At 41.5% G+C, this 20,973-nt stretch carries 13 protein-coding genes; 12 read left to right on the top strand and 1 reads right to left on the bottom strand.

Going from position 1 to position 20,973, the window contains the following annotated elements; translation table 11 throughout:
- Window positions 1–289: 289 nt before the first annotated feature.
- The 12 genes from SC428_RS17915 (at window position 290) to rluF (ending at window position 19,733) form a co-directional block, all read left to right on the top strand.
- A complete protein-coding gene (locus SC428_RS17915; RefSeq protein ID WP_272581192.1) occupies window positions 290–1,252 on the top strand; it encodes an Rpn family recombination-promoting nuclease/putative transposase in 963 nt (320 codons plus the stop codon).
- 528 nt (window positions 1,253–1,780) lie between these two features.
- Window positions 1,781–6,829 (top strand): alpha-2-macroglobulin family protein, encoded by a 5,049-nt coding sequence (locus SC428_RS17910; RefSeq protein ID WP_283125707.1) that lies wholly within the window; start codon window positions 1,781–1,783, stop codon window positions 6,827–6,829.
- A gap of 75 nt (window positions 6,830–6,904) precedes the next feature.
- The gene (gene pbpC, locus SC428_RS17905; protein WP_283125708.1) at window positions 6,905–9,226 is read left to right on the top strand and encodes a peptidoglycan glycosyltransferase PbpC; all 2,322 of its coding nucleotides are present in this window, start codon (window positions 6,905–6,907) and stop codon (window positions 9,224–9,226) included.
- Between the two features lie 306 nt (window positions 9,227–9,532).
- On the top strand, window positions 9,533–9,958 hold the full coding sequence (ndk, locus tag SC428_RS17900) for a nucleoside-diphosphate kinase (RefSeq protein ID WP_070930065.1): 426 nt from the start codon (window positions 9,533–9,535) through the stop codon (window positions 9,956–9,958).
- A gap of 152 nt (window positions 9,959–10,110) precedes the next feature.
- Window positions 10,111–11,292, top strand: a complete 1,182-nt coding sequence (locus tag SC428_RS17895; protein WP_318709386.1) for a bifunctional tRNA (adenosine(37)-C2)-methyltransferase TrmG/ribosomal RNA large subunit methyltransferase RlmN — start codon at window positions 10,111–10,113, stop codon at window positions 11,290–11,292.
- A 195-nt stretch (window positions 11,293–11,487) separates the two neighbouring features.
- Window positions 11,488–12,435 carry a cytoskeleton protein RodZ gene (rodZ, locus tag SC428_RS17890; protein ID WP_283125710.1) on the top strand — a complete coding sequence of 316 codons (948 nt, stop codon included), beginning with the start codon at window positions 11,488–11,490 and terminating at the stop codon, window positions 12,433–12,435.
- Between the two features lie 163 nt (window positions 12,436–12,598).
- The gene (gene ispG, locus SC428_RS17885) at window positions 12,599–13,720 is read left to right on the top strand and encodes a flavodoxin-dependent (E)-4-hydroxy-3-methylbut-2-enyl-diphosphate synthase (protein ID WP_070930067.1); all 1,122 of its coding nucleotides are present in this window, start codon (window positions 12,599–12,601) and stop codon (window positions 13,718–13,720) included.
- 213 nt (window positions 13,721–13,933) lie between these two features.
- The gene (gene hisS, locus SC428_RS17880; RefSeq protein ID WP_140180340.1) at window positions 13,934–15,226 is read left to right on the top strand and encodes a histidine--tRNA ligase; all 1,293 of its coding nucleotides are present in this window, start codon (window positions 13,934–13,936) and stop codon (window positions 15,224–15,226) included.
- A 10-nt stretch (window positions 15,227–15,236) separates the two neighbouring features.
- Window positions 15,237–15,857 carry a YfgM family protein gene (locus tag SC428_RS17875; protein WP_070930068.1) on the top strand — a complete coding sequence of 207 codons (621 nt, stop codon included), beginning with the start codon at window positions 15,237–15,239 and terminating at the stop codon, window positions 15,855–15,857.
- A gap of 33 nt (window positions 15,858–15,890) precedes the next feature.
- On the top strand, window positions 15,891–17,063 hold the full coding sequence (gene bamB / locus SC428_RS17870; RefSeq protein WP_070930069.1) for an outer membrane protein assembly factor BamB: 1,173 nt from the start codon (window positions 15,891–15,893) through the stop codon (window positions 17,061–17,063).
- A 137-nt stretch (window positions 17,064–17,200) separates the two neighbouring features.
- Entirely contained in the window at window positions 17,201–18,673 is a 1,473-nt protein-coding gene (der, locus tag SC428_RS17865; protein WP_318709376.1) for a ribosome biogenesis GTPase Der, read from the top strand.
- 184 nt (window positions 18,674–18,857) lie between these two features.
- Window positions 18,858–19,733, top strand: coding sequence for a 23S rRNA pseudouridine(2604) synthase RluF (gene rluF, locus SC428_RS17860; protein WP_070930071.1), 876 nt, complete (start codon window positions 18,858–18,860; stop codon window positions 19,731–19,733).
- Between the two features lie 79 nt (window positions 19,734–19,812).
- Here the strand turns inward: rluF and SC428_RS17855 are convergent, their stop codons facing one another.
- On the bottom strand, window positions 19,813–20,973 hold the full coding sequence (locus SC428_RS17855; protein WP_283125711.1) for a M4 family metallopeptidase: 1,161 nt from the start codon (window positions 20,971–20,973) through the stop codon (window positions 19,813–19,815).

The raw sequence follows: 20,973 nt of genomic DNA, 5'->3' as shown, positions 1-20,973 counted from the left end.
TCTTTTATACTCCTAATGATACGCTTTTCGGGCAATGACAAGCAGTGGGGCACATCGTCTATACCCGTCATACTTCAAGTTACAGCGATGTCGATTACGTTCACTTATCGCCTAGCTGCAACTTGAATTATTTAGGGTATTTATCTATGGAAAATAGCGTTAGCAATAAATATTGCTGTATTACGAGATTAGCAGTCATTTGAAACACGATTACCCTTCTACAGTGATAACCTAAAGCAGCCACAAACAATATGCATTGTTGACTGGTTTGCGCAGATAAGGCTCAGTAATGAAGAAGGCACACAAACATTCAGTCCACGATGCAGCATTTAAAAGTTTTATGTCTCAGGTCGAGAATGCTAAAGATTTTTTTCACTTTCATTTACCAGAACACATTAGTACGTTATGTGATTTTAACACGCTCACATTAACGAACTCCTCTTTTGTCGATAAACAGTTACGCTCACGGTTATCTGATGTGTTGTACTCGGTGCAAACGACAGAAGGTGACGGGTATATTTACTTACTTGTTGAGCATCAATCAACTCCAGATAAGTTAATGGCATGGCGATTAATGCACTACGCTTTTTTGGCGATGAATCAACACTTGCAACAAGGGCATAAAGATTTACCGCTAGTTGTGCCTATCTTGTTCTACCATGGAGATACTTCTCCTTACCCTTATTCGCAACTATGGACAGATTGCTTCCCATTAGCGAGTGTCGCAAACCAGTTATATACAGGCTGTTTTCCTTTGGTTGATGTAACGGTGGTGGATGATAATGATTTTATCAATTTCCGTAAGGTGGCGATTATGGAATTGGTGATGAAACATAAACATTTGCGAGATAAAAATGAACACGTAATATCTTTAATAGCCCAAGCGATCAATCGCAACTATAATACTGATAGCGATGTCATCACTATTCTCAATTATTTATTTGCTACGATAGATACACCAAATGTTGAGGAAGTGGTTCAACAATTATGTGATCAGGTTGAAAAATATCAAGAGGCTATTATGAGTATCGCACAACGTTTGCAAGATAAAGGCATAAAAGTGGGCTGGGAGAAAGGGCATCAGCAAGGTCTAGAAGAAGGAATTGAAAAAGGAATCGAAAAAGGAATTGAGAAAGGTAAATATGAGGCGAATCTCGCTACAGCCAGAGCCCTTTTAAAAAATGGTATTAGTCTTGAACTCATCATGGAAAGTACTGGGTTAAGCCGAGAAGATCTTATTTCGCTACAATAATATGAATAGTTATGCTTTGTTTAGCTATTGCTAAGAAAGTAAGGTTTAAGCATAAGTTTTTGTTATGCAAGGCATAATTAAAATTACAGTCGGTATTGACTACATTTTTTCGCACTAGTCACATCGTTTTCTAGGGTTCTCTAGCGTCACACTCACTTGCTGCCTGCTAGCTAAACCCCGAGTTATTTTGAGTATAAATAGGATGCTTATGTGTTACTTGATTTAGAGGCTGAGTCTTTGTAACTGGCTTAATTATTTTAAGTGCAATGAATACAATATACAGGCTGTGAGTAATAATAATTTATTTAATTTAAAGAAATATAATAACTAATTACACAGAATATCACGCTATTTTTCCGTTTTGTCTGATAGGTGCTAGGTCCCCTCTCTGTTAAATTATACAACCGATTGATACAAACTATTTCAGTCTTCGCCTATTTTTATTATCAGGTCAAAATTTTTGTTGCTTTCAACATATTGATTGGAAGTACAGCTCAATAAATTTAACTATAAAAGGAAGAGTCGGTCATGAATCAACATTTTAGTTGGGCTTCATTGGCGGGTTTAAAAACAAAAAAACGTTATATTGCAGCGGCTCTTGCATCTGTCATTGCATTAACGGGTTGTGATAATACAGACGATACAAGCAAAAAAGAAACCAATGTCGCGACTGAAAAAAATTCAGCGGCAGAAAATCAAACTAAGACCGCACCAGTTGCGGCAGAAAACAAAACGGCAGCGAAACTTTCAAAAGAAGAGATGATCAAACGCTATGCTGGTAAAGATGTGACCATCCTCGATGCATCTGAACTGCAATTAGACGGTGCCAGCGCAATGGTGGTGACTTTCTCTGTGCCTCTAGAGCCAAACCAAGATTTTAGTCAGTTTTTGAATCTCATTGATGTAAAAACAGGAAAGCTAGATGGAGCATGGGAACTCTCTGATAATCAGATGGAGTTACGCTTTCGCCACTTACCTCCTTCAAGAGAGCTAAATTTAACCGTTAATACGGGGATCAAAGCGGTTAATGAGCGTACAATCACTGCGCCATTTGAGAAAAAAATCCAAACTGCTCAAATTATCCCTACCGTGGGTTTTGCTAGCAAAGGTTCTTTATTACCAAGTAAAGTTGCGCAAGGGCTACCTGTGATGGCGCTTAATGTTGATAAAGTTGATGTTAACTTTTTCCGCATTGATGAAGAGCAGCTCCCGCAATTTTTAGCAATGTGGCAATACCGTAGTAATTACGAATATTGGTATTCAGAAGAGTTTCTCGATAAGGTCAAATTAGCCTATACAGGCCGTTTTGATCTCAACCCAGAAAAGAATACTCGCCAGAATATTTTATTACCGTTAAAAGATATCAAAGAATTGCAACAAGATGGTGTCTATTTAGCGATCATGCAAAAGGCGGGTAGCTATAGTTATCAATTCCCTGCAACGGTATTTACACTGAGTGATATCGGTGTGTCACTACACAGCTATCAAGACCAAGTTGATGTATTTACACAATCATTGGCAAAAGGCTCCGCATTAAAAGGGGTTGAGTTACGCATACTGGATGAGAAAGGCCAGTTAGTGAATAAGGCGACGACCGATGGTGAGGGCCACGCCAAATTAGATAAATTAGCTGGAGGGAAATTACTTCTGGCAACTTTAAATGGTCAAACAAGTATGATTGACCTGACCCAACCTGCGCTTGATTTATCTGAATTTGATATTTCAGGTCCAGTGGGTTATGCGAAACAGTTTTTTGTATTTGGTCCTCGTGATCTGTATCGTCCAGGTGAGCTGTTACTGGTTAATGGTTTATTGCGTGATGGTGATGGAAACCCAATCAAAGCACAGCCAGTCAAAGTCGATGTATTAAAAACCGATGGCCAAGTGGTTAGAAGTTTTGTGTGGCAGCCTGAAAAAGATCAAAATGGTTTGTATCAATATCAGTATGAGATCCCAAAATCAGCAGAAACAGGTAATTGGTCATTACGTTTTGATTTAGGTGATGGCTCACCTCTGCGTTACTACAAGTTTAATGTCGAAGATTTTATGCCTGAGCGTATGGCATTAGACATTACGGCACAAGACAAACCGATACTGAACAACCAACCTGTCGAATTTGATATTCAAGGGCGTTATTTATATGGCGCACCAGCAGCTGGTAATGAATTACAAGGGCAAATATTGATCCGTCCTGATCGTGAAGCTGTTGCTAAATTACCGGGCTTTGAGTTTGGTTTTGAAAGTGAAGAAGGGCTGCAACGCAAGTTGGATGAATTCGATCTGACCTTGAATGATAGCGGGGAAACCGTCATTGCCGTTCCACAAAGCAATTGGGAATCGCTGCGTTCACCAATTAAGGTTGTCGCTCAAGCGAGTTTGTTGGAAGCGGGTGGTAGACCTGTCACGCGTCGTGCCGAACAGTCAGTATGGCCTGCAAATGCCTTAGTGGGTATTCGCCCTCTGTTCAATAAAAAAGAAATTTATGACTATCGTACAGGTCGTTATAGCAAACGCTACAATGTTGATGAAAACTCACTTGCTGAGTTCGAATTGGTCTTTGCTGATGCCGCAGGAAATAAATTATCAGCTGAAAATTTAACGACTCGTCTTGTCTATGAGCGTCGTGACTATTTTTGGAGTTGGTCAGAAAGTGGCGGCTGGACATCAAATTACGATCAAAAAGATTTGGTGATGGCAAATGAAAACATCAAGATTGAAAAAGAGGGTACTGCAAAAGTCTCGTTCCCCGTTGATTGGGGCTCTTTCCGTCTTGAAGTGATAAATGAAGATAACAAATTAGTCAGCAGCATACAGTTTTGGGCTGGATATTCGTGGCAAGATAACGTAGGTGGTAATGGTGCCGTACGTCCTGATCAGGTCAAACTCAGTTTGAATAAACCGGCTTATTTACCGGGAGAAAAAGCAAAAGTTCACATTGAATCGCCTAAAGCAGGTAAAGGTTATATTTTACTTGAATCAAGTAGTGGCCCACTGTGGTGGCAAGAAATTGATGTGCCTGAAAAAGGCATGGAAATCGACGTTCCTGTAAACAAAGAATGGGCACGTCATGACCTCTATATCACAGCCGTAGTTGTACGTCCGGGAGATGATTCAAAAGAGGCGACAGTGAAACGTGCGATCGGCGTACTTCATGTGCCATTGGCAGATGAAAACCGTAAAATTGGTTTAACGTTGAATGCACCGACTAAGATGCGACCAAATCAAGATCTGACTGTGAAAGTGAAAGCAACGGCGCAAGATGGTAAGCCTTTGCCTGAACAAGTTAACGTCTTATTGTCTGCTGTTGATACAGGTGTATTAAATATCACTGATTTTAAAACCCCTGATCCGTATGATGCCTTCTTTGGCCGCAAACGCTATAGCGTTGACCAATATGATGTATATGGTCATCTGATTGAAGGACAAGGCAAATTAGCGAGTTTACGTTTTGGTGGTGACAGTGAAGATGCGGCGTTAGAACGTGGTGGCCTAAAACCATTGACCGAAGTCCAAATCATTGCAGAGCAAGCTAAACCTGTAACATTAGATAAAAACGGTGAAGGTGAAATTACACTGGCAATTCCTGATTTTAATGGCGAATTACGTGTAATGGCACAAGCGTGGAATGAAAAAGACTTTGGCCATGCGGACAGTAAAGTGGTTGTTGCTGCACCATTAGTAACACAAATGTCTATGCCGCGTTTTATGGCTGGTGGTGATAAATCATACTTTGCTTTAGATTTAACCAATACCACGGATAATACGCAAAATGTTACGGTAACCTTCAAAGCATCAGGTATGGTGAAATTAGAAGGGCCTACATCAAAAGAACTGTCATTAGTTAAAGGCAAGCGTACCACTATCACTTTACCTGTCAGTGCTGATTATGGGTATGGCGAAGGTGAAGTTTCAATGACAATCAATGGTATTAATTTGCCGGGTGAATCATTGAAAGAATACAGCAATAGTTGGAAAGTGGGTGTTCGCCCAGCACAACCAGCAGAAACGATTTCTTATGCGATTGCGGTTGAACCGGGTGAGCAGTGGTCATTACCAATAGAGGATTTACGTGGCTTATCAACGGACACCCTAGAAGGGCAGGTTCTGTTAACTAGCCGTCCGCCATTACAAATTGCTCGTTATATTCGTGAGCTATTTGCCTATCCATATGGTTGTCTTGAACAAACCATCAGTGGTTTATATCCATCATTGTATTCTTCACAGGCAGAGCTGTCTAAGTTGGGTGTGAAGTCGCAAACGGATGAAGACCGTCGTAAGGCAATTGAAGTTGGTATTCCACATTTATTAAGTATGCAACGTACCGATGGGGGATTCGCTTTATGGGATCGTAATGGCAATGAGGAATATTGGCTAACTGCATATGCAGCAGATTTCTTAAATCGAGCAAACCAACGTGGTTATTCAGTACCTCAAGACGCTATTGCTAACGCAAACAACCGCCTCTTAAGCTATTTGCAAGATGGCAATCAAATTAACTATCCATATACTGATAACCAAGCCGCATCGCGTTTTGCCGCGCAATCTTACGCTGGTTTAGTATTAGCAACTCAACAAAAAGCACCTTTAGGCGCGTTACGTCAACTGTACTCAAGAGCCAATGAAGCTAATAGTGGCTTATCACTGGTTCAATTGGGTGTTGCACTGAACTTGATGGGAGATAAAACACGCGGTGATAGCGCAATTGTTGATGGTTTGAAAAAACAACGAGCTCGTTACAGCTATGATGGTGATTATGGTTCAATAATTCGTGATGATGCATTGATTGTCGCCTTACTGAATGAACATCAATTGATGCCGAAATCACGTGACCAAAAATTGCAAACATTGTCAAATAACCTAGTATCACAGCAATACTTCTCAACTCAAGAAAGTAACGCGTTGTACTTAGCAGGTCGTTATTATGTCAATGATACGGAGTCACCATGGAAAGCGGTGATCAACGGTCAACAACCACCGATGTCTTCAGACAAACCAGTCAATGAATTTTTAACTAAAGAGCAACTGCAAACAGGTTATAGCATTGAAAATACGGGTACCAACACATTATATAGTCGTGTGAACGTCGTGGGTTATCCGATGTATACACCGAGTCCAAGTTCTAACGTACTGAATGTAAAACGTACCTATTTAGATTTACAAGGTAAGCCAATTTCACTTGATCGTTTAAGAACGGGTGAAATGGTGGTGGTTAAATTAGACGTCAGTGCGACTCAAAGAGTACCTGATGCATTAGTGGTTGATTTACTGCCAGCAGGTTTAGAATTAGAAAATCAAAACCTTGCTAATAGTAGTGCTAATCTCAGTGAAACGGCACCGAACTTACAAGAAGTGATTGATGACATGCAGCAAGCACAAATTAGTCACATGGAATATCGTGATGACCGTTTTGTTGCTGCTGTTGAAGTTCAGCAATATAAGCCAACGACATTAGTGTATTTAGCGCGTGCAGTAACCCCAGGCGTCTACAATGTTCCAGTTCCACAAGTGGAATCAATGTATGTTCCTGAATGGCGTGCTGTTGGTAATGCTAATGGTCAACTAGAAATCGTTCGTTAATCTTGAGCAAGCCCTTATACTGTGAGTTATAAGTATGACGAGTATAAGGGCTATTTCTTTGCGGTACATCCATCTATGAAAAAAGGGTTACGACGCACTGGGTTGACTTTGCTCTTCTTGGTGATTTTTTTGCCTCTCTTGTTTGTATTGGCTGATAAAATATGGCCATTACCCATCAAACAAATTGAGATGGCACGCACGGTAGTTGCCGCAGATGGCACACCGCTTTGGCGCTTTGCGGATAAAGAGGGAATATGGCGTTATCCGGTAAAATTAGATGAGGTCTCACCTGAATTTATTGAAGCGTTACTCACCTACGAAGATCGTCACTTTTATAACCATCCGGGGGTTAATCCTTTCTCATTACTCAGAGCATTATGGCAGGACGTCAGTTCTGGGCGCATTATTTCGGGTGGTAGCACGATATCGATGCAGGTGGCGCGGCTAGTTGATCCTCACGATAGAACAGTCACGGGTAAATTAAAGCAACTATGGCGAACAGCTCAGCTTGAATATCATTATTCAAAAAATGAAATATTAGAAATGTATCTCAATCGTGCACCCTATGGCGGAACGATTGAAGGAATAGGTGCGGCGAGTTGGGTATATTTGAATAAAGCACCTGATAAATTAACCTCTGGGGAGGCGGCATTGTTTGCTGTGCTACCTCAAGCACCAAGTCGTCTAAGGCCAGATCGCTATCCCTTAAGGGCTCAAGCAGCGCGTGACAAAGTACTTGATAGATTGGCTGAGTATCAAGTTTGGCCGATAGAGAAAATAACGGATATTAAACAAGAACAAATTTGGTTGGCACCGCGTAAAAGTCCAAATTCAGCGCCATTACTGGCACGACGCGTCGTCAAAGATGTTCAAGACTCAATCATTGAAACAACTATTGATGCAGGGCTACAGCGTCAATTAGAAGATATGGCAATGAATTGGAAAAATCAGTTGCCAAAACAGACATCACTGGGGCTGCTGGTGGTCGATCATACCGATATGAGTGTAAAAGCGTATATTGGCTCAATTGATTTCCAAGATAATAGCCGTTTTGGCCATGTTGATATGATCACGGCATGGCGTTCACCAGGCTCTACGTTAAAACCATTTTTATATGCATTGGCAATGGATGATGGTTTGATCCATGCAGAGTCATTACTGCAAGATGTGCCGCGGCGTTTTGATGATTATCGACCGGGCAATTTTGATACTGGATTTAATGGTCCAGTAAGTGTCAGTGATGCATTAGTACGCTCCTTGAACTTACCCGTTGTACAAGTACTTGATGTTTATGGCAGTAAGCGTTTTACGGCTAAATTACGTAACGTAGGTACTGAATTACGTTTCCCATTAGCGAGTGAACCTAATTTATCACTGATTTTAGGCGGAACAGCGGCTCGCATGGATGATTTAGTGTCTGCTTATAGCGGCTTTGCTCGTCAAGGTAAGGTATCGCCTTTACGTTATCGACCCACAGACGTATTGCGTGATCGCCAATTAATGTCACCGGGGGCAGCATGGATTATTCGTCGTATTATGGGCGGCGAAGCGCGTCCTGTGCCGGATAGTAGTTTAACCGCGCAAGTCAATTTAGCGTGGAAAACGGGAACGAGTTATGGCTACCGCGATGCATGGGCTATCGGTGTGAACCCTCGCTATACAATAGGCGTTTGGGTGGGGCGGCCTGATGGCACGCCTGTAGCGGGGCAGTATGGTTATGCAACCGCGATCCCGATTATGAATCAAGTCAATAACCTATTACTGGCTCGTTTATATCAATCTCATCTATCGATGCCAAAAGATCCGCGGCCAGCTAGTGTCAGTCAAGCGGTGATTTGTTGGCCAAGTGGCACTACACTGCCAAAAGAAGATAGCAATTGCCGGCAGCGTCGCTTGAGTTGGATTTTAGATAATACTATTCCACCGACATTGATGGCTAAGGATCAAGAATCTTTGCTTGGTTTACGCCAAAAGGTGTGGGTTAACAGTCAAGGTTTGCAAGTTGCTTCAGATTGCCCAAATGCAACCGAAAAAGAGATCCATTTATGGCCGATAACCTTAGAGTCATGGTTGCCTGTTGGTGAAAAAAGGATAAATCGTTTACCAAAAGCAGATCCTGAATGTCCTCCGTTACGGGCTGAAATGCCACCACTACTGATATCAGGCGTTCGTAGCGGAGAAGTGTTACAGCGATTACCGGGAAAAACGAGTTTAGATCTGCGTTTAGTCACTCAAGGTGGGCAAGGTCGTCAGTGGTGGTTTTTAAATGGAGAACAAGTTCAAGAAACTAACCATAATGGCACTATTTTATTGACACTGGAGAAATCGGGTAGCTATCAGATATCGGTTTTAGATTTGGGTGGACAAGTCACGTCAGTGGACTTTAAAGTGAAGTAGCAAATTAAAAGTGTGACTTAGCCAAAAAAATAGTGTTTTTTGCTATAAAAAGTTTAACAAAATGTTGATGTGACTGTAGGAAATTGTAATCGTAGCCCCTATAATCAACGCCTTATTTTCTGGTGCTGGTCATCAGAATATAGATGCTCTAAAGTATTCAAGATGCAACCAACAAGGCTGCAACTGGAAGTATTACGAGTATACATTATAAAAAACTACAACTGACATCTACTTTCCGTTTTGATTTACTTGAAGAAAAGTTGAGAACGCAGGGTAAAAGTCACGATATCGCTAAAGAGGTTATTTATGACGGTTCAACGTACATTTTCTATTATTAAGCCAAACGCAGTGAAGAAAAACGCAATTGGTGCAATTTATCACCGCTTTGAAAGCGCTGGTTTTTCAATCGTTGCCGCCAAAATGCTGCATTTGACCCGTGAACAAGCAGAAGGTTTTTACGCGGAACACAAAGGCCGTCCTTTCTTCGAAGGTCTGGTTGAGTTCATGACTTCTGGTCCAATCATGTTGCAAGTTCTTGAAGGTGAAAATGCAGTTCAACGTCACCGTGACCTAATGGGTGCAACTAATCCAGATAACGCGCTAGCAGGTACACTGCGTGCTGATTATGCAGATAGCTTCACTGAAAACGCCGTTCACGGTTCAGATTCTATCGAATCAGCAAACCGCGAAATCGCGTATTTTTTTGCAGAAGATGAAATCTGCCCACGCTAAGTGATAAACTGGTGTAATGCATTAGCATTATTCCTATAAAGTTTGTACAATGCGTCGCCCTGTTAATATAATTGTTAACAGGGCGATTTTATTATTAACGTTGTGCTATTTTAATAGCACTCGCCGAAAGTGTAACAACGAGGCAACTCAAAATGTCCGACATGACTACTAGTGCACAATGTGCAACTTCCTCAGCTATTTCTGTCATACCAGAAACTAACTCACAAAAAATTAACCTGCTGGATCTAAATCGTAAGCAGATGCGTGAATTCTTCGCGCAAATGGGTGAAAAACCATTCCGTGCTGACCAAGTAATGAAATGGATTTATCACTACTGTTATGACGATTTTGATCAAATGACAGATATCAACAAAGTTCTAAGAGCGAAACTGAAGGAAGTCGCTGAAATCCGTGCACCGGAAGTTGCCGAAGAACAGCGTTCTGCGGATGGCACAATTAAGTGGGCGATCACTGTGGGTGACCAACAGGTCGAAACGGTTTATATCCCAGAAGATGATCGTGCAACCTTATGTGTTTCTTCACAAGTAGGTTGTGCTCTGGAATGTAAATTCTGCTCAACCGCACAGCAAGGGTTTAACCGTAACTTACGTGTCTCAGAAATTATTGGGCAAGTTTGGCGTGCTGCAAAAATTATTGGTTCGTTGAAATCCAGTGGTCGTCGTCCAATCACCAATGTAGTGATGATGGGAATGGGCGAACCATTATTGAACCTAAATAATGTCGTGCCAGCAATGGAAATCATGATGGATGATTTCGGTTTTGGCTTATCTAAACGTCGTGTCACCTTATCAACCTCGGGTGTTGTGCCTGCTTTAGATAAACTCGGCGATATGATTGATGTGGCTTTAGCAATTTCATTGCATGCGCCAACCGACGATGTGCGTGATGATATTGTGCCAATTAATAAAAAGTACAATATTGAAACCTTTTTAAGCAGTGTTAGGCGCTATCTTGCAAAATCGAATGCTAATGGTGGCCGCGTTACTGTGGAATATGTGATGCTTGATCATATTAATGATAGTACTGAACAAGCGCATCAATTAGCGGAATGCTTAAAAGATACGCCAAGTAAAATCAATTTGATCCCTTGGAACCCGTTCCCAGGAGCACCTTATGGTCGCAGCTCAAATAGTCGTATTGACCGTTTTTCTAAGGTGTTAATGGAGTATGGTTTTACAACGATAGTGCGTAAAACTCGCGGTGATGATATAGATGCCGCGTGTGGTCAATTAGCGGGTGAAGTGATTGACAGAACAAAACGGACATTGAAAAAACGCATGGCTGGGGAACCTATCAAGGTTAAAGCAGTCTGATGTTAATAGTTGAGTGTTAAACATTTGGTCTAGTTATCATTTAGATCATTTTATGGATAGGCAAAATGCCCCTCATCACCTACAATGTTTTGTAGGTGATGATATTAATTTAATTGTCACATTAGGATTATTACGAATAAAGCTTAGGATAAATAGCTTTATATTTCATTCACTCGGAAACAGTGTTGCCAGCAAATGACTATCGATAACAATACCGAACAAACCCCAATCACTGTAGGAAAACTATTATCTCAGGCTCGTGAGCGTATGGGGCTCACGCAAGAGGCGGTCGCTGAGCGTCTTTGTCTTAAGGTGAGTACGGTAAGAGAAATCGATGAAGATATAAAGCCTGCTGGTGTTGAACCCACGTTTTTGCGCGGTTATATGCGTCTGTATGCGCGCATGGTAAATGTCGCTGAAAGTGAATTAAACGCGTTATTAAAAACCGATGAGCCGATTGCAGTGTCAACGGTTTCATCTATGCAAAGCTATTCGTTAGGTAAAAAACGTAAGAAACGTGAAGGCTGGCTAATGAAAGTCACTTGGCTGATTGTGATTTTATTAATTGCAATGGTCGGTGTGTGGTGGTGGCAAGATCATCAGGCACAAAAAAGTGAGTTAACGACGATGGCAAATCAAAATGATTTGATCCTTTCTCAACAAAACAATGTTGAAAACTCAACCGAATCGCCGAGCGACGTTCCTGATAATTCTGCAATTAATGCGCCACTGACCGCGGAAAGTACACCGATTGATTTAGCACCCGCACAACCTATCGATACTCAAGTCATGGAATCGCAGCCTGTTAAAACAGTGCCATTACCAAACGCACCCAATACAACTGTCACAGTCGATCGCGCTCAAACTCATGATGAGCCTGAAGCCGCTCCTGTGGTTCAAGATGCATTAGTGATGAGTTTTAAAGGCCCATGCTGGCTTGAAGTCCGTGATGCTAATAATAAAATTTTGTTTAGTGGCACAAAAAATAATGGCGATAAGCTCGACTTACAAGGTACTCCTCCTTACCGTTTAAATATTGGTGCGCCAGCAAACGTGGATGCACAGTTCAATGGTAATGTTGTTGATTTAAGTCGTTTTATTAAGGCAAATCGCCCTGCTAAATTGAAAGTCCCTGAAGCATAAGGCCAAGGTATAAAGCGAAGAATTGAAGACGTAAACTGTATCCTAAAACATCAAATGTGATAGTTTGCAGTTTGCGTTTTTGTGTATAGTGATAATTGAAGCAATGATTATTACTACACAACAGTGTTTAAGAGCACATGGATGTCCGGAGAGTTAAATTAAAATGCATAATGAATCACCGATTAAAAGACGTAAATCCACCCGAATATATGTAGGTAAAGTCCCTATTGGCGATGGTGCACCTATCGCCGTTCAATCTATGACCAATACCCGTACGACAGATGTTGATGCAACGGTACGCCAAATACAGTCATTAGAGCGTGTCGGTGTTGATATCGTACGTGTTTCTGTTCCGACGATGGATGCTGCCGAGGCATTTAAGTTAATTAAGCAACAGGTTAATGTACCTTTGGTTGCCGATATCCACTTCGATTATCGTATTGCATTAAAAGTGGCGGAATATGGGGTTGATTGTTTACGCATCAACCCGGGTAACATTGGTAGTGAAGAGCGTATCCGTCAAGTTGTTGACTGTGCGCGTCATTACAATATCCCTATTCGTATTGGTGTTAATGGGGGGTCTCTTGAAAAAGATATTCAAGAGAAATATGGTGAACCCACACCTGAAGCATTAGTTGAATCGGCAATGCGCCATGTGGATATTTTAGATAGATTAAACTTCGATCAGTTTAAAGTTAGTGTTAAAGCATCCGATGTTTTTCTTGCCGTTGGCTCATATCGTCTTCTTGCCCAGAAAATTGACCAGCCGTTACACCTAGGTATTACTGAGGCCGGTGGCGCTCGTTCTGGTTCAGTAAAATCAGCAATTGGTCTTGGTATGCTGTTATCTGAAGGGATCGGGGATACGCTGCGTATTTCTCTGGCAGCCGATCCTGTTGAAGAAGTCAAAGTTGGTTTTGATATTCTTAAATCACTGCGTATTCGTTCTCGTGGAATTAACTTTATCGCTTGTCCAACTTGTTCACGCCAAGAGTTTGATGTTATTGGTACTGTGAACGCATTAGAACAGCGTTTAGAAGATATTATTACCCCAATGGATGTTTCAATCATCGGTTGTGTGGTCAATGGCCCCGGCGAGGCAGAGGTATCCACTCTTGGTGTCGCTGGTGCTAAAACGAAAAGTGGTTTCTATGAAGACGGTAAACGTCAGAAAGAGCGTTTCGATAATGATAATATTATCGATCAGCTTGAGGCGAAAATTCGCGCAAAAGCAGCAATGCTGGATGAAAGTAATCGCATAGAGATAAACCAAATAGAAAAATAGTTGTCAAATAACTGGCTCTTTGCGAGCCAGTTTTTGTTTTTATCTCTATTTAGCCTATTAAATCCGCATATTGTAGAGTAAAAACTAACGCTATCTATCGCAAAAGCACAGATAATTCCCGATTGAGCAGGAATATTGTTGTTTGTCGATTGAACCCAATGACATTTCGCTTTTATAATCGAGTTTATTCGATTCTGAAAATAGAGACATAACGTGGCAAAAAATATCCAGGCCGTTCGTGGCATGAACGATTACCTGCCGGCAGACACTCGAGTCTGGCAGAAAATTGAAGCAGTTCTTAAAAATATCTTACAAGGATATAGCTTTAGTGAAATTCGTACCCCGATTGTAGAGCATACCCCGCTATTTAGTAGGGCAATTGGTGAAGTGACCGATGTGGTTGAAAAAGAGATGTATACCTTTATCGATCGCCAAGAAAGCGATAAAGAGCCAATCAGCCTCACTTTGCGCCCTGAAAATACTGCCGGTTGTGTCCGCGCAGGTATAGAGCATGGTTTGCTGTACAATCAGGAACAGCGTTTATGGTATCTTGGGCCAATGTTCCGTCATGAACGTCCGCAAAAAGGGCGTTACCGTCAATTTCACCAGCTGGGGGCAGAAGTTTTTGGTCTAGCCGGTCCTGATATTGACGCTGAAGTGATTATGATGACTGCGCGTTGGTGGCGTGCTTTAGGCATCAGTGAACATGTCACGTTAGAGTTGAACTCGATTGGCTCTTTAGAAGCACGTGCACGTTATCGCGAAGCATTAGTTGAGTTCCTTGAGCAACATAAAGATAAACTCGATGAAGATTGCAAGCGTCGTATGTACACCAACCCAATGCGTGTCTTGGATTCGAAAAATAAAGAGGTGCAGACATTACTTAATGACGCACCTGAATTGTTTGAATATTTAGATGATGAATCGCGAGAGCATTTCGATGGTTTATGTAAATTATTGGATGCGGCAGGTATTGGATATCGTGTCAATCAGCGCTTAGTTCGTGGTCTTGATTATTATAACCGCACCGTGTTTGAATGGGTAACAACGGCATTAGGTTCACAAGGTACAGTATGTGCCGGTGGTCGTTATGATGGCCTAGTTGAACAGTTGGGTGGTCGTGCAACACCAGCAGTTGGTTTTGCAATGGGTATGGAACGTATGGTTTTATTAGTTAAAGACCTTAACCCAAGTTTTACTGCTGATGAATCAGTGACCGATGTTTATTTGGCATCATTTGGTGAAAATAGTCAAAAATCAGCGTTAATGTTAGCAGAACAAGTCCGTGATGCGTTACCAACACTGCGTGTGATGACAAACCACGGCGGCGGTAATTTTAAGAAACAATTAGCGCGCGCAGATAAACAAGGCGCTAAAATTGCCTTGATTTTAGGCGATGATGAAATCTTAAATAACCAAGTTGGTGTTAAAGATTTGCGCACAGGTGAGCAAGAAACGATTTCACAACAGCATTTAGCCCAGCGTTTAGCTGAACTGTTAGGTTAAGGAGAGACAAGTGGAAGTCTATACAAACGAAAATGATCAAGTTGATGCGATTAAACGCTTTTTTGCTAATAATGGTGTTGCGTTAGTTGTTGGGCTTGTTTTAGGTGTTGGTGCTGTTTTTGGGTGGAACTATTGGCAGTCTCATAAAACGAATGTACTGCAAGAAAGCGCACAAAAATTTGAAAACGTTAGCACTCAACTGCACTCAGGTTCAGCTCAAGGGATTGAGGCTGCACAAAAATTTGCAGCAGAAACCAATGATGTTTATAGCGCGATGATTGGTTTAGAACTGGCTCAGGTCGCGGTTGATAAAGGCGACTTAGCAATGGCTGAAAAGTCATTAGCAAATGCTTTAGAGAAAGCCAAAACGGAAGATATGGCAGATTTAATTAATTTGCGTTTAGCTAGAGTACAACTTGCGCTTGGTAATGCAGATGCAGCGCTAGCGTCTATTGGTAATATTAAAGCGAAATCATGGCAGGCTGCTGCACAAGATGTTCGTGGGGATGCATTACTTCAAAAAGGTGATATAGCAGGCGCTAAAGCTGCATATACACAAGGGCTAGATAGTGAAGGATCACAGACCCTTAAAGGTCTCCTTACCCTTAAACTGAATAACGTGTCTAATTAATTCATAACATAACGTAGAAAGGAAACGATTAACATGCAGTTGCGGAAAACACTTTTGATTGGCCTAGTCGCTTCAGCTTTACTTGCCGGTTGTTCCAGCGAAACTGATTCTATCGTTATGGCACCACTCCCACAGGTTGAAAATCAATTTACGCCATCTATCGTTTGGGATAAATCAGTCGGTAATGGTGTGGAACAATTTTATTCTGATTTATCGCCAGTTTGGGATGGTAGCTCAATCTATGCGGCTGATCGCAAAGGGTTAGTGAAAGCATTTGAACTGGATAGTGGTAAAGAAATTTGGTCTGTTGATCTTTCTAAGCGTACAGGTTTTCTTTCTGCCAACTTATCTGCACTGCTATCAGGTGGGTTAACCGTTTCTGGTGATCATATTTATATTGGCACTGAGCGTGGAACCGTCATTGCTCTAAACAAAGAAGATGGATCAGTTGTTTGGGATGTGGAAGTTGCAGGTGAAGCACTTTCTCGTCCGGTCGCCAGTAACGGTTTTGTGATTGTTCATACCAGTAATGGAATGTTACAAGCACTTGATGAGAACAACGGTGAAATCAAATGGACAGTGAATATGGATACCCCATCACTGTCCGTGAGAGGCGAGTCAGCACCAAGTGTGGCATATGGTGCAGCAATTGTGGGTGGTGACAATGGTCGCGTGAGCGCGGTATTACTGTCACAAGGCCAATTAATTTGGCAGCAACGCATTTCTCAAGTGACCAGCTCTACTGAAATTGGTCGCTTGGATGATGTGGATATGACGCCAGTTATTGATGACGGTATGATCTATGCAATTGCTTATAACGGAACGTTAGCCGCATTAGATATGCGTTCAGGCCAAATCAAATGGAAACGCGATCTCGGTTCTGTCAACAATATGGTGTTGTCGGGTGAAAATCTTTACCTTGTTGATCAAAATGACCGCGTTCTATCCGTTCGTAAGAGTGATGGTGTGACATTGTGGACGCAAGAAGGTTTATTAAACCGTAATTTGAGCGCTCCAGAAATGTACAATGGCTACATTGTTGTTGGTGATAAAGAAGGTTATCTGCATTGGTTGGATATGAGCACGGGTGGTTTTGTGGCACAAAACAAGCTCAACAGCTCAGGTATCCATAGCCGTCCTGTGGTAGCCAGTGATAAACTTATGATCCAGACAAGAAACGGCACAGTTTATCTGTTGACGCGTTAATTTTCTGACAAGTCACCAATTTCTCTATAAAATTAACGGTTCCTGATGTAGGAGCCGTTTCGTTTTTTGTTTTTTGTGTTTATTTTAGTCACGACACAAAATTCTTTTAGTTAATTAAAGTAGTGAGGCATCAAATAATGATACCCGTCGTAGCGCTGGTTGGGCGTCCAAACGTAGGAAAATCCACGTTATTTAACCGATTAACCCGTACCCGTGATGCACTGGTAGCGGATTTTCCCGGTCTGACTCGTGATCGTAAATATGGTCGTGCTGAAGTAGAAGGGCATGAATTTATTATTATCGACACCGGTGGTATCGATGGCACCGAGGAAGGTGTCGAAACCCATATGGCTGCGCAATCATTGCAAGCGATTGAAGAAGCTGATGTGGTTCTATTTATGGTCGATGCACGAGCAGGGTTAATGCCTGCGGACGAGGGGATCGCCAAGCATCTACGTAGCCGTAAGAAAAAAACTTATTTAGTTGCCAATAAAACAGATGGTATCGATGCTGATAGTGCAATTGGTGATTTTTATTCTTTAGGTTTAGGTGAAATCCATTCTATTGCCGCATCGCATGGTCGTGGTGTAACACAGTTAATTGAAAAATCACTGAAGCCTTTTATTGAAGTCGAAGAAGACGTTAAGCTGACCGAAGAAGAAGAAAATGCCGCTTACTGGGCAGCCCAAGAGGAAAATGCGCAATTCGAGGACGAAGAAGATGATTTCGACCCAACCACATTGCCAATCAAATTGGCGATAGTGGGGCGGCCAAATGTCGGTAAATCTACACTAACAAACCGTATCCTTGGTGAAGATCGTGTTGTGGTATTTGATATGCCAGGTACAACACGTGATAGCATCTATATCCCAATGGAGCGTGATGAACGCGAGTATATTTTGATTGATACGGCAGGGGTCCGTAAACGCGGTAAAGTGACTGAAACTGTTGAAAAATTCTCAGTGATTAAAACATTACAAGCGATCGAAGATGCTAACGTTGTATTGTTGGTTATCGATGCACGCGAAGGGATTTCTGACCAAGACCTATCGTTATTAGGTTTTATTTTGAACGCAGGTCGTTCTTTAGTTATCGCCGTTAATAAATGGGATGGTATGAAGCCTGAAGATCGCGATCATGTAAAAGACATGCTCGAATTACGTCTTGGCTTTGTTGATTTTGCACGTATCCATTTTATTTCTGCATTACATGGTAGCGGTGTTGGTAACTTATTTGAATCTGTTCAAGAAGCTTATGAGTCAGCCACCCGCCGTGTAGGTACGGCTTTACTGACACGTATCATGAAAATGGCGGAAGATGAGCACCAACCACCATTGATCCGTGGTCGTCGCGTTAAAATGAAATATGCGCACGCAGGTGGCCATAACCCACCAATTGTTGTGATCCATGGCAACCAAGTTTCTGATTTACCAGATAGTTATAAACGTTATCTGATGAACTACTTCCGTCGTTCATTACAGGTGATGGGAACACCGATTCGTATTCAATTTAAAGAGGGCGAAAACCCTTATGCAAACAAAAAGAATCAGTTAACGGCTACTCAGCTGCGTAAACGTAAGCGTTTAATGCAGCATTTGAAAAAACGTTAATAATATATACTCTAAATAATTCGAGGCGTGGCATACCTTAACGAAATGCTTGCATCTTGAAGTATGAGGAGTATAGAAGTCACAGAGAATGTGCGCTTCTAACAAGCCGTAATGGTATCCACTGTTACGGCTTTCTAATATTGGGAGAAAAGAGCTCCTGCGATGCAGATTACAGAGGGTAACCATGCAAACTCAATCTTCTACACGTCTTAACAAATACATTAGTGAAAGTGGTATTTGCTCAAGACGTGATGCAGATCGCTACATTGAACAAGGTAATGTTTTTATCAATGGCAAACGCGCGGCTATTGGCGATCAAGTTTTTAGTGGTGATGTTGTCAAAGTGAATGGGCAACTTATTGAACCAAGAAATGAAGAAGATTTGGTGCTAATTGCACTGAACAAGCCAGTTGGTATAGTGAGTACCACCGAAAGTGGCGAAAAAGATAATATTGTCGATTATGTGAACCACAGTAAACGTATCTTCCCTATTGGTCGTCTAGACAAAGACTCACAAGGCTTGATTTTTTTAACTAACCACGGTGATCTGGTTAATAAGATCTTACGCGCTGGCAATGAGCATGAAAAAGAGTATTTGGTTACCGTCAATAAACCCGTGACAGAAGAGTTTATTCGAGGGATGGGAGCTGGCGTACCGATCCTAGGAACGATGACCAAGAAATGTAAGGTGAAAAAAGAAGCACCATTTGTATTTCGTATTACCTTAGTTCAAGGACTTAATCGTCAAATTCGCCGTATGTGTGAACATTTTGGTTTTGAGGTCACGAAATTAGAGCGTGTTAGAATTATGAATGTGGGTCTTTCGGGGATCCCATTAGGGGAATGGCGAGACTTAACTGATGATGAGTTAATTAAGTTATTTGAAATGATTGAAAAATCAGAAGCAGATGCCAAGCCGAAGAAACCTGTAAAAGCTAAAACACCCGCGAGTGGAAAAGGCAACAGTAAGCCAAACGCAGGAAATAAATCAAAAGCAACAACGGATACTGCATCTCGTAAACGCTTTACGCAACCAGGGCGTAAAAAGAAAAAACGTTAATACGATTAACTGTCAGCCGTATCTTATGCTTATGGCTGACAAGTTTTGCCATTACTGGCAGACTAACTTATTTAAAGGATTAAACAAACAGACCAACATCTTCCCAGCTTTTTCTCGTGATATTAGCAACACGATGACCAAATTTTTGATTTGCAGTGTTAATTGTTGCTTTAGCAAACTCTTTAAATGTTGCATTTGATCTCAGTGTACTGTCATACATAGTTTGAACCCAAATTTGCCCTGCGACTTCCCATGAATAACCTCCCAGTGCTGTAGCAAGTAAGTAGAAGGCTTTGTTCGGGATCCCTGAGTTAATGTGTACACCACCATTATCTTGATATGCTGACAGATGCAGATAATCTTGCATATGACCAACTTGCATATCTTTCATATATTTTCCACCAGAGATTGGAATATTATACCCAGTGCCCGGCTCTTTCATTGAACGTAATGCAGGTGCATGATACTTATCAAGGAACAGATTTTCCCCTAATAGCCAGTTAGACTCATTAGCTCGTTCATTTTGAGCATATTGTTTCACCATTATACCAATAACATCAGCAACAGATTCATTGAGTGCGCCAGATTGGAACCAATAGTCAAAATCAGTTGTGAAGGTTACGAAAGCATGGCTGAGTTCATGGCCAATAATATCGATGTCATTATAAAAGGCGCCCATATAGACTTGATCACCATCACCAAAGAAAATGGCTTGTGAATTCCAAAATGCGTTCGCGTAATCTTCACCGTAGTGGATCACCGCATTAATTTGCGAATCACAACCAAATAACTTATCAATGCCTAATTTTTCTTTGTAAAAAGAGCGCACTTTACCAACAGAATCATACACAGTGCGCGCGGCGGTTGAAGGTGCATTAATGTCACCTTCTTTCATAATGATTGAAAAATCTTCATGTGGCATGTGTAGGACATATGGATTTGGTGCTGAGTTATCTAACGATAGATCAGAGCGTGAACAAATAGGTAAATTAGAATGTGCATGCCAACTAGACTCCTCATTTTGCTGTGCATCTCTAATGATACGTTCATACCGATTACCTGGGCTTGCCACATTCGTAAATAAAGATCTTAATAGTTCCTTATCTTCTAAACTGTATGCTTTGCTCATTAATTCATTAACATGAAGTAACGTTGATTTTTTACTTGGTGAGGGTGAATCTTGATACATCTGAGCAACAAGGTAAGGGGGAAGGTAAGAACGACCAAGGATATGACTCAT

It is taken from the genome of Providencia sp. 2023EL-00965 (genome assembly GCF_033550225.1).
GTDB classification, from domain to species: Bacteria; Pseudomonadota; Gammaproteobacteria; order Enterobacterales; family Enterobacteriaceae; genus Providencia; species Providencia manganoxydans.
Note: the sequence above shows the minus strand (reverse complement) of the source record. Positions and strands in the feature narration are given on the sequence as shown.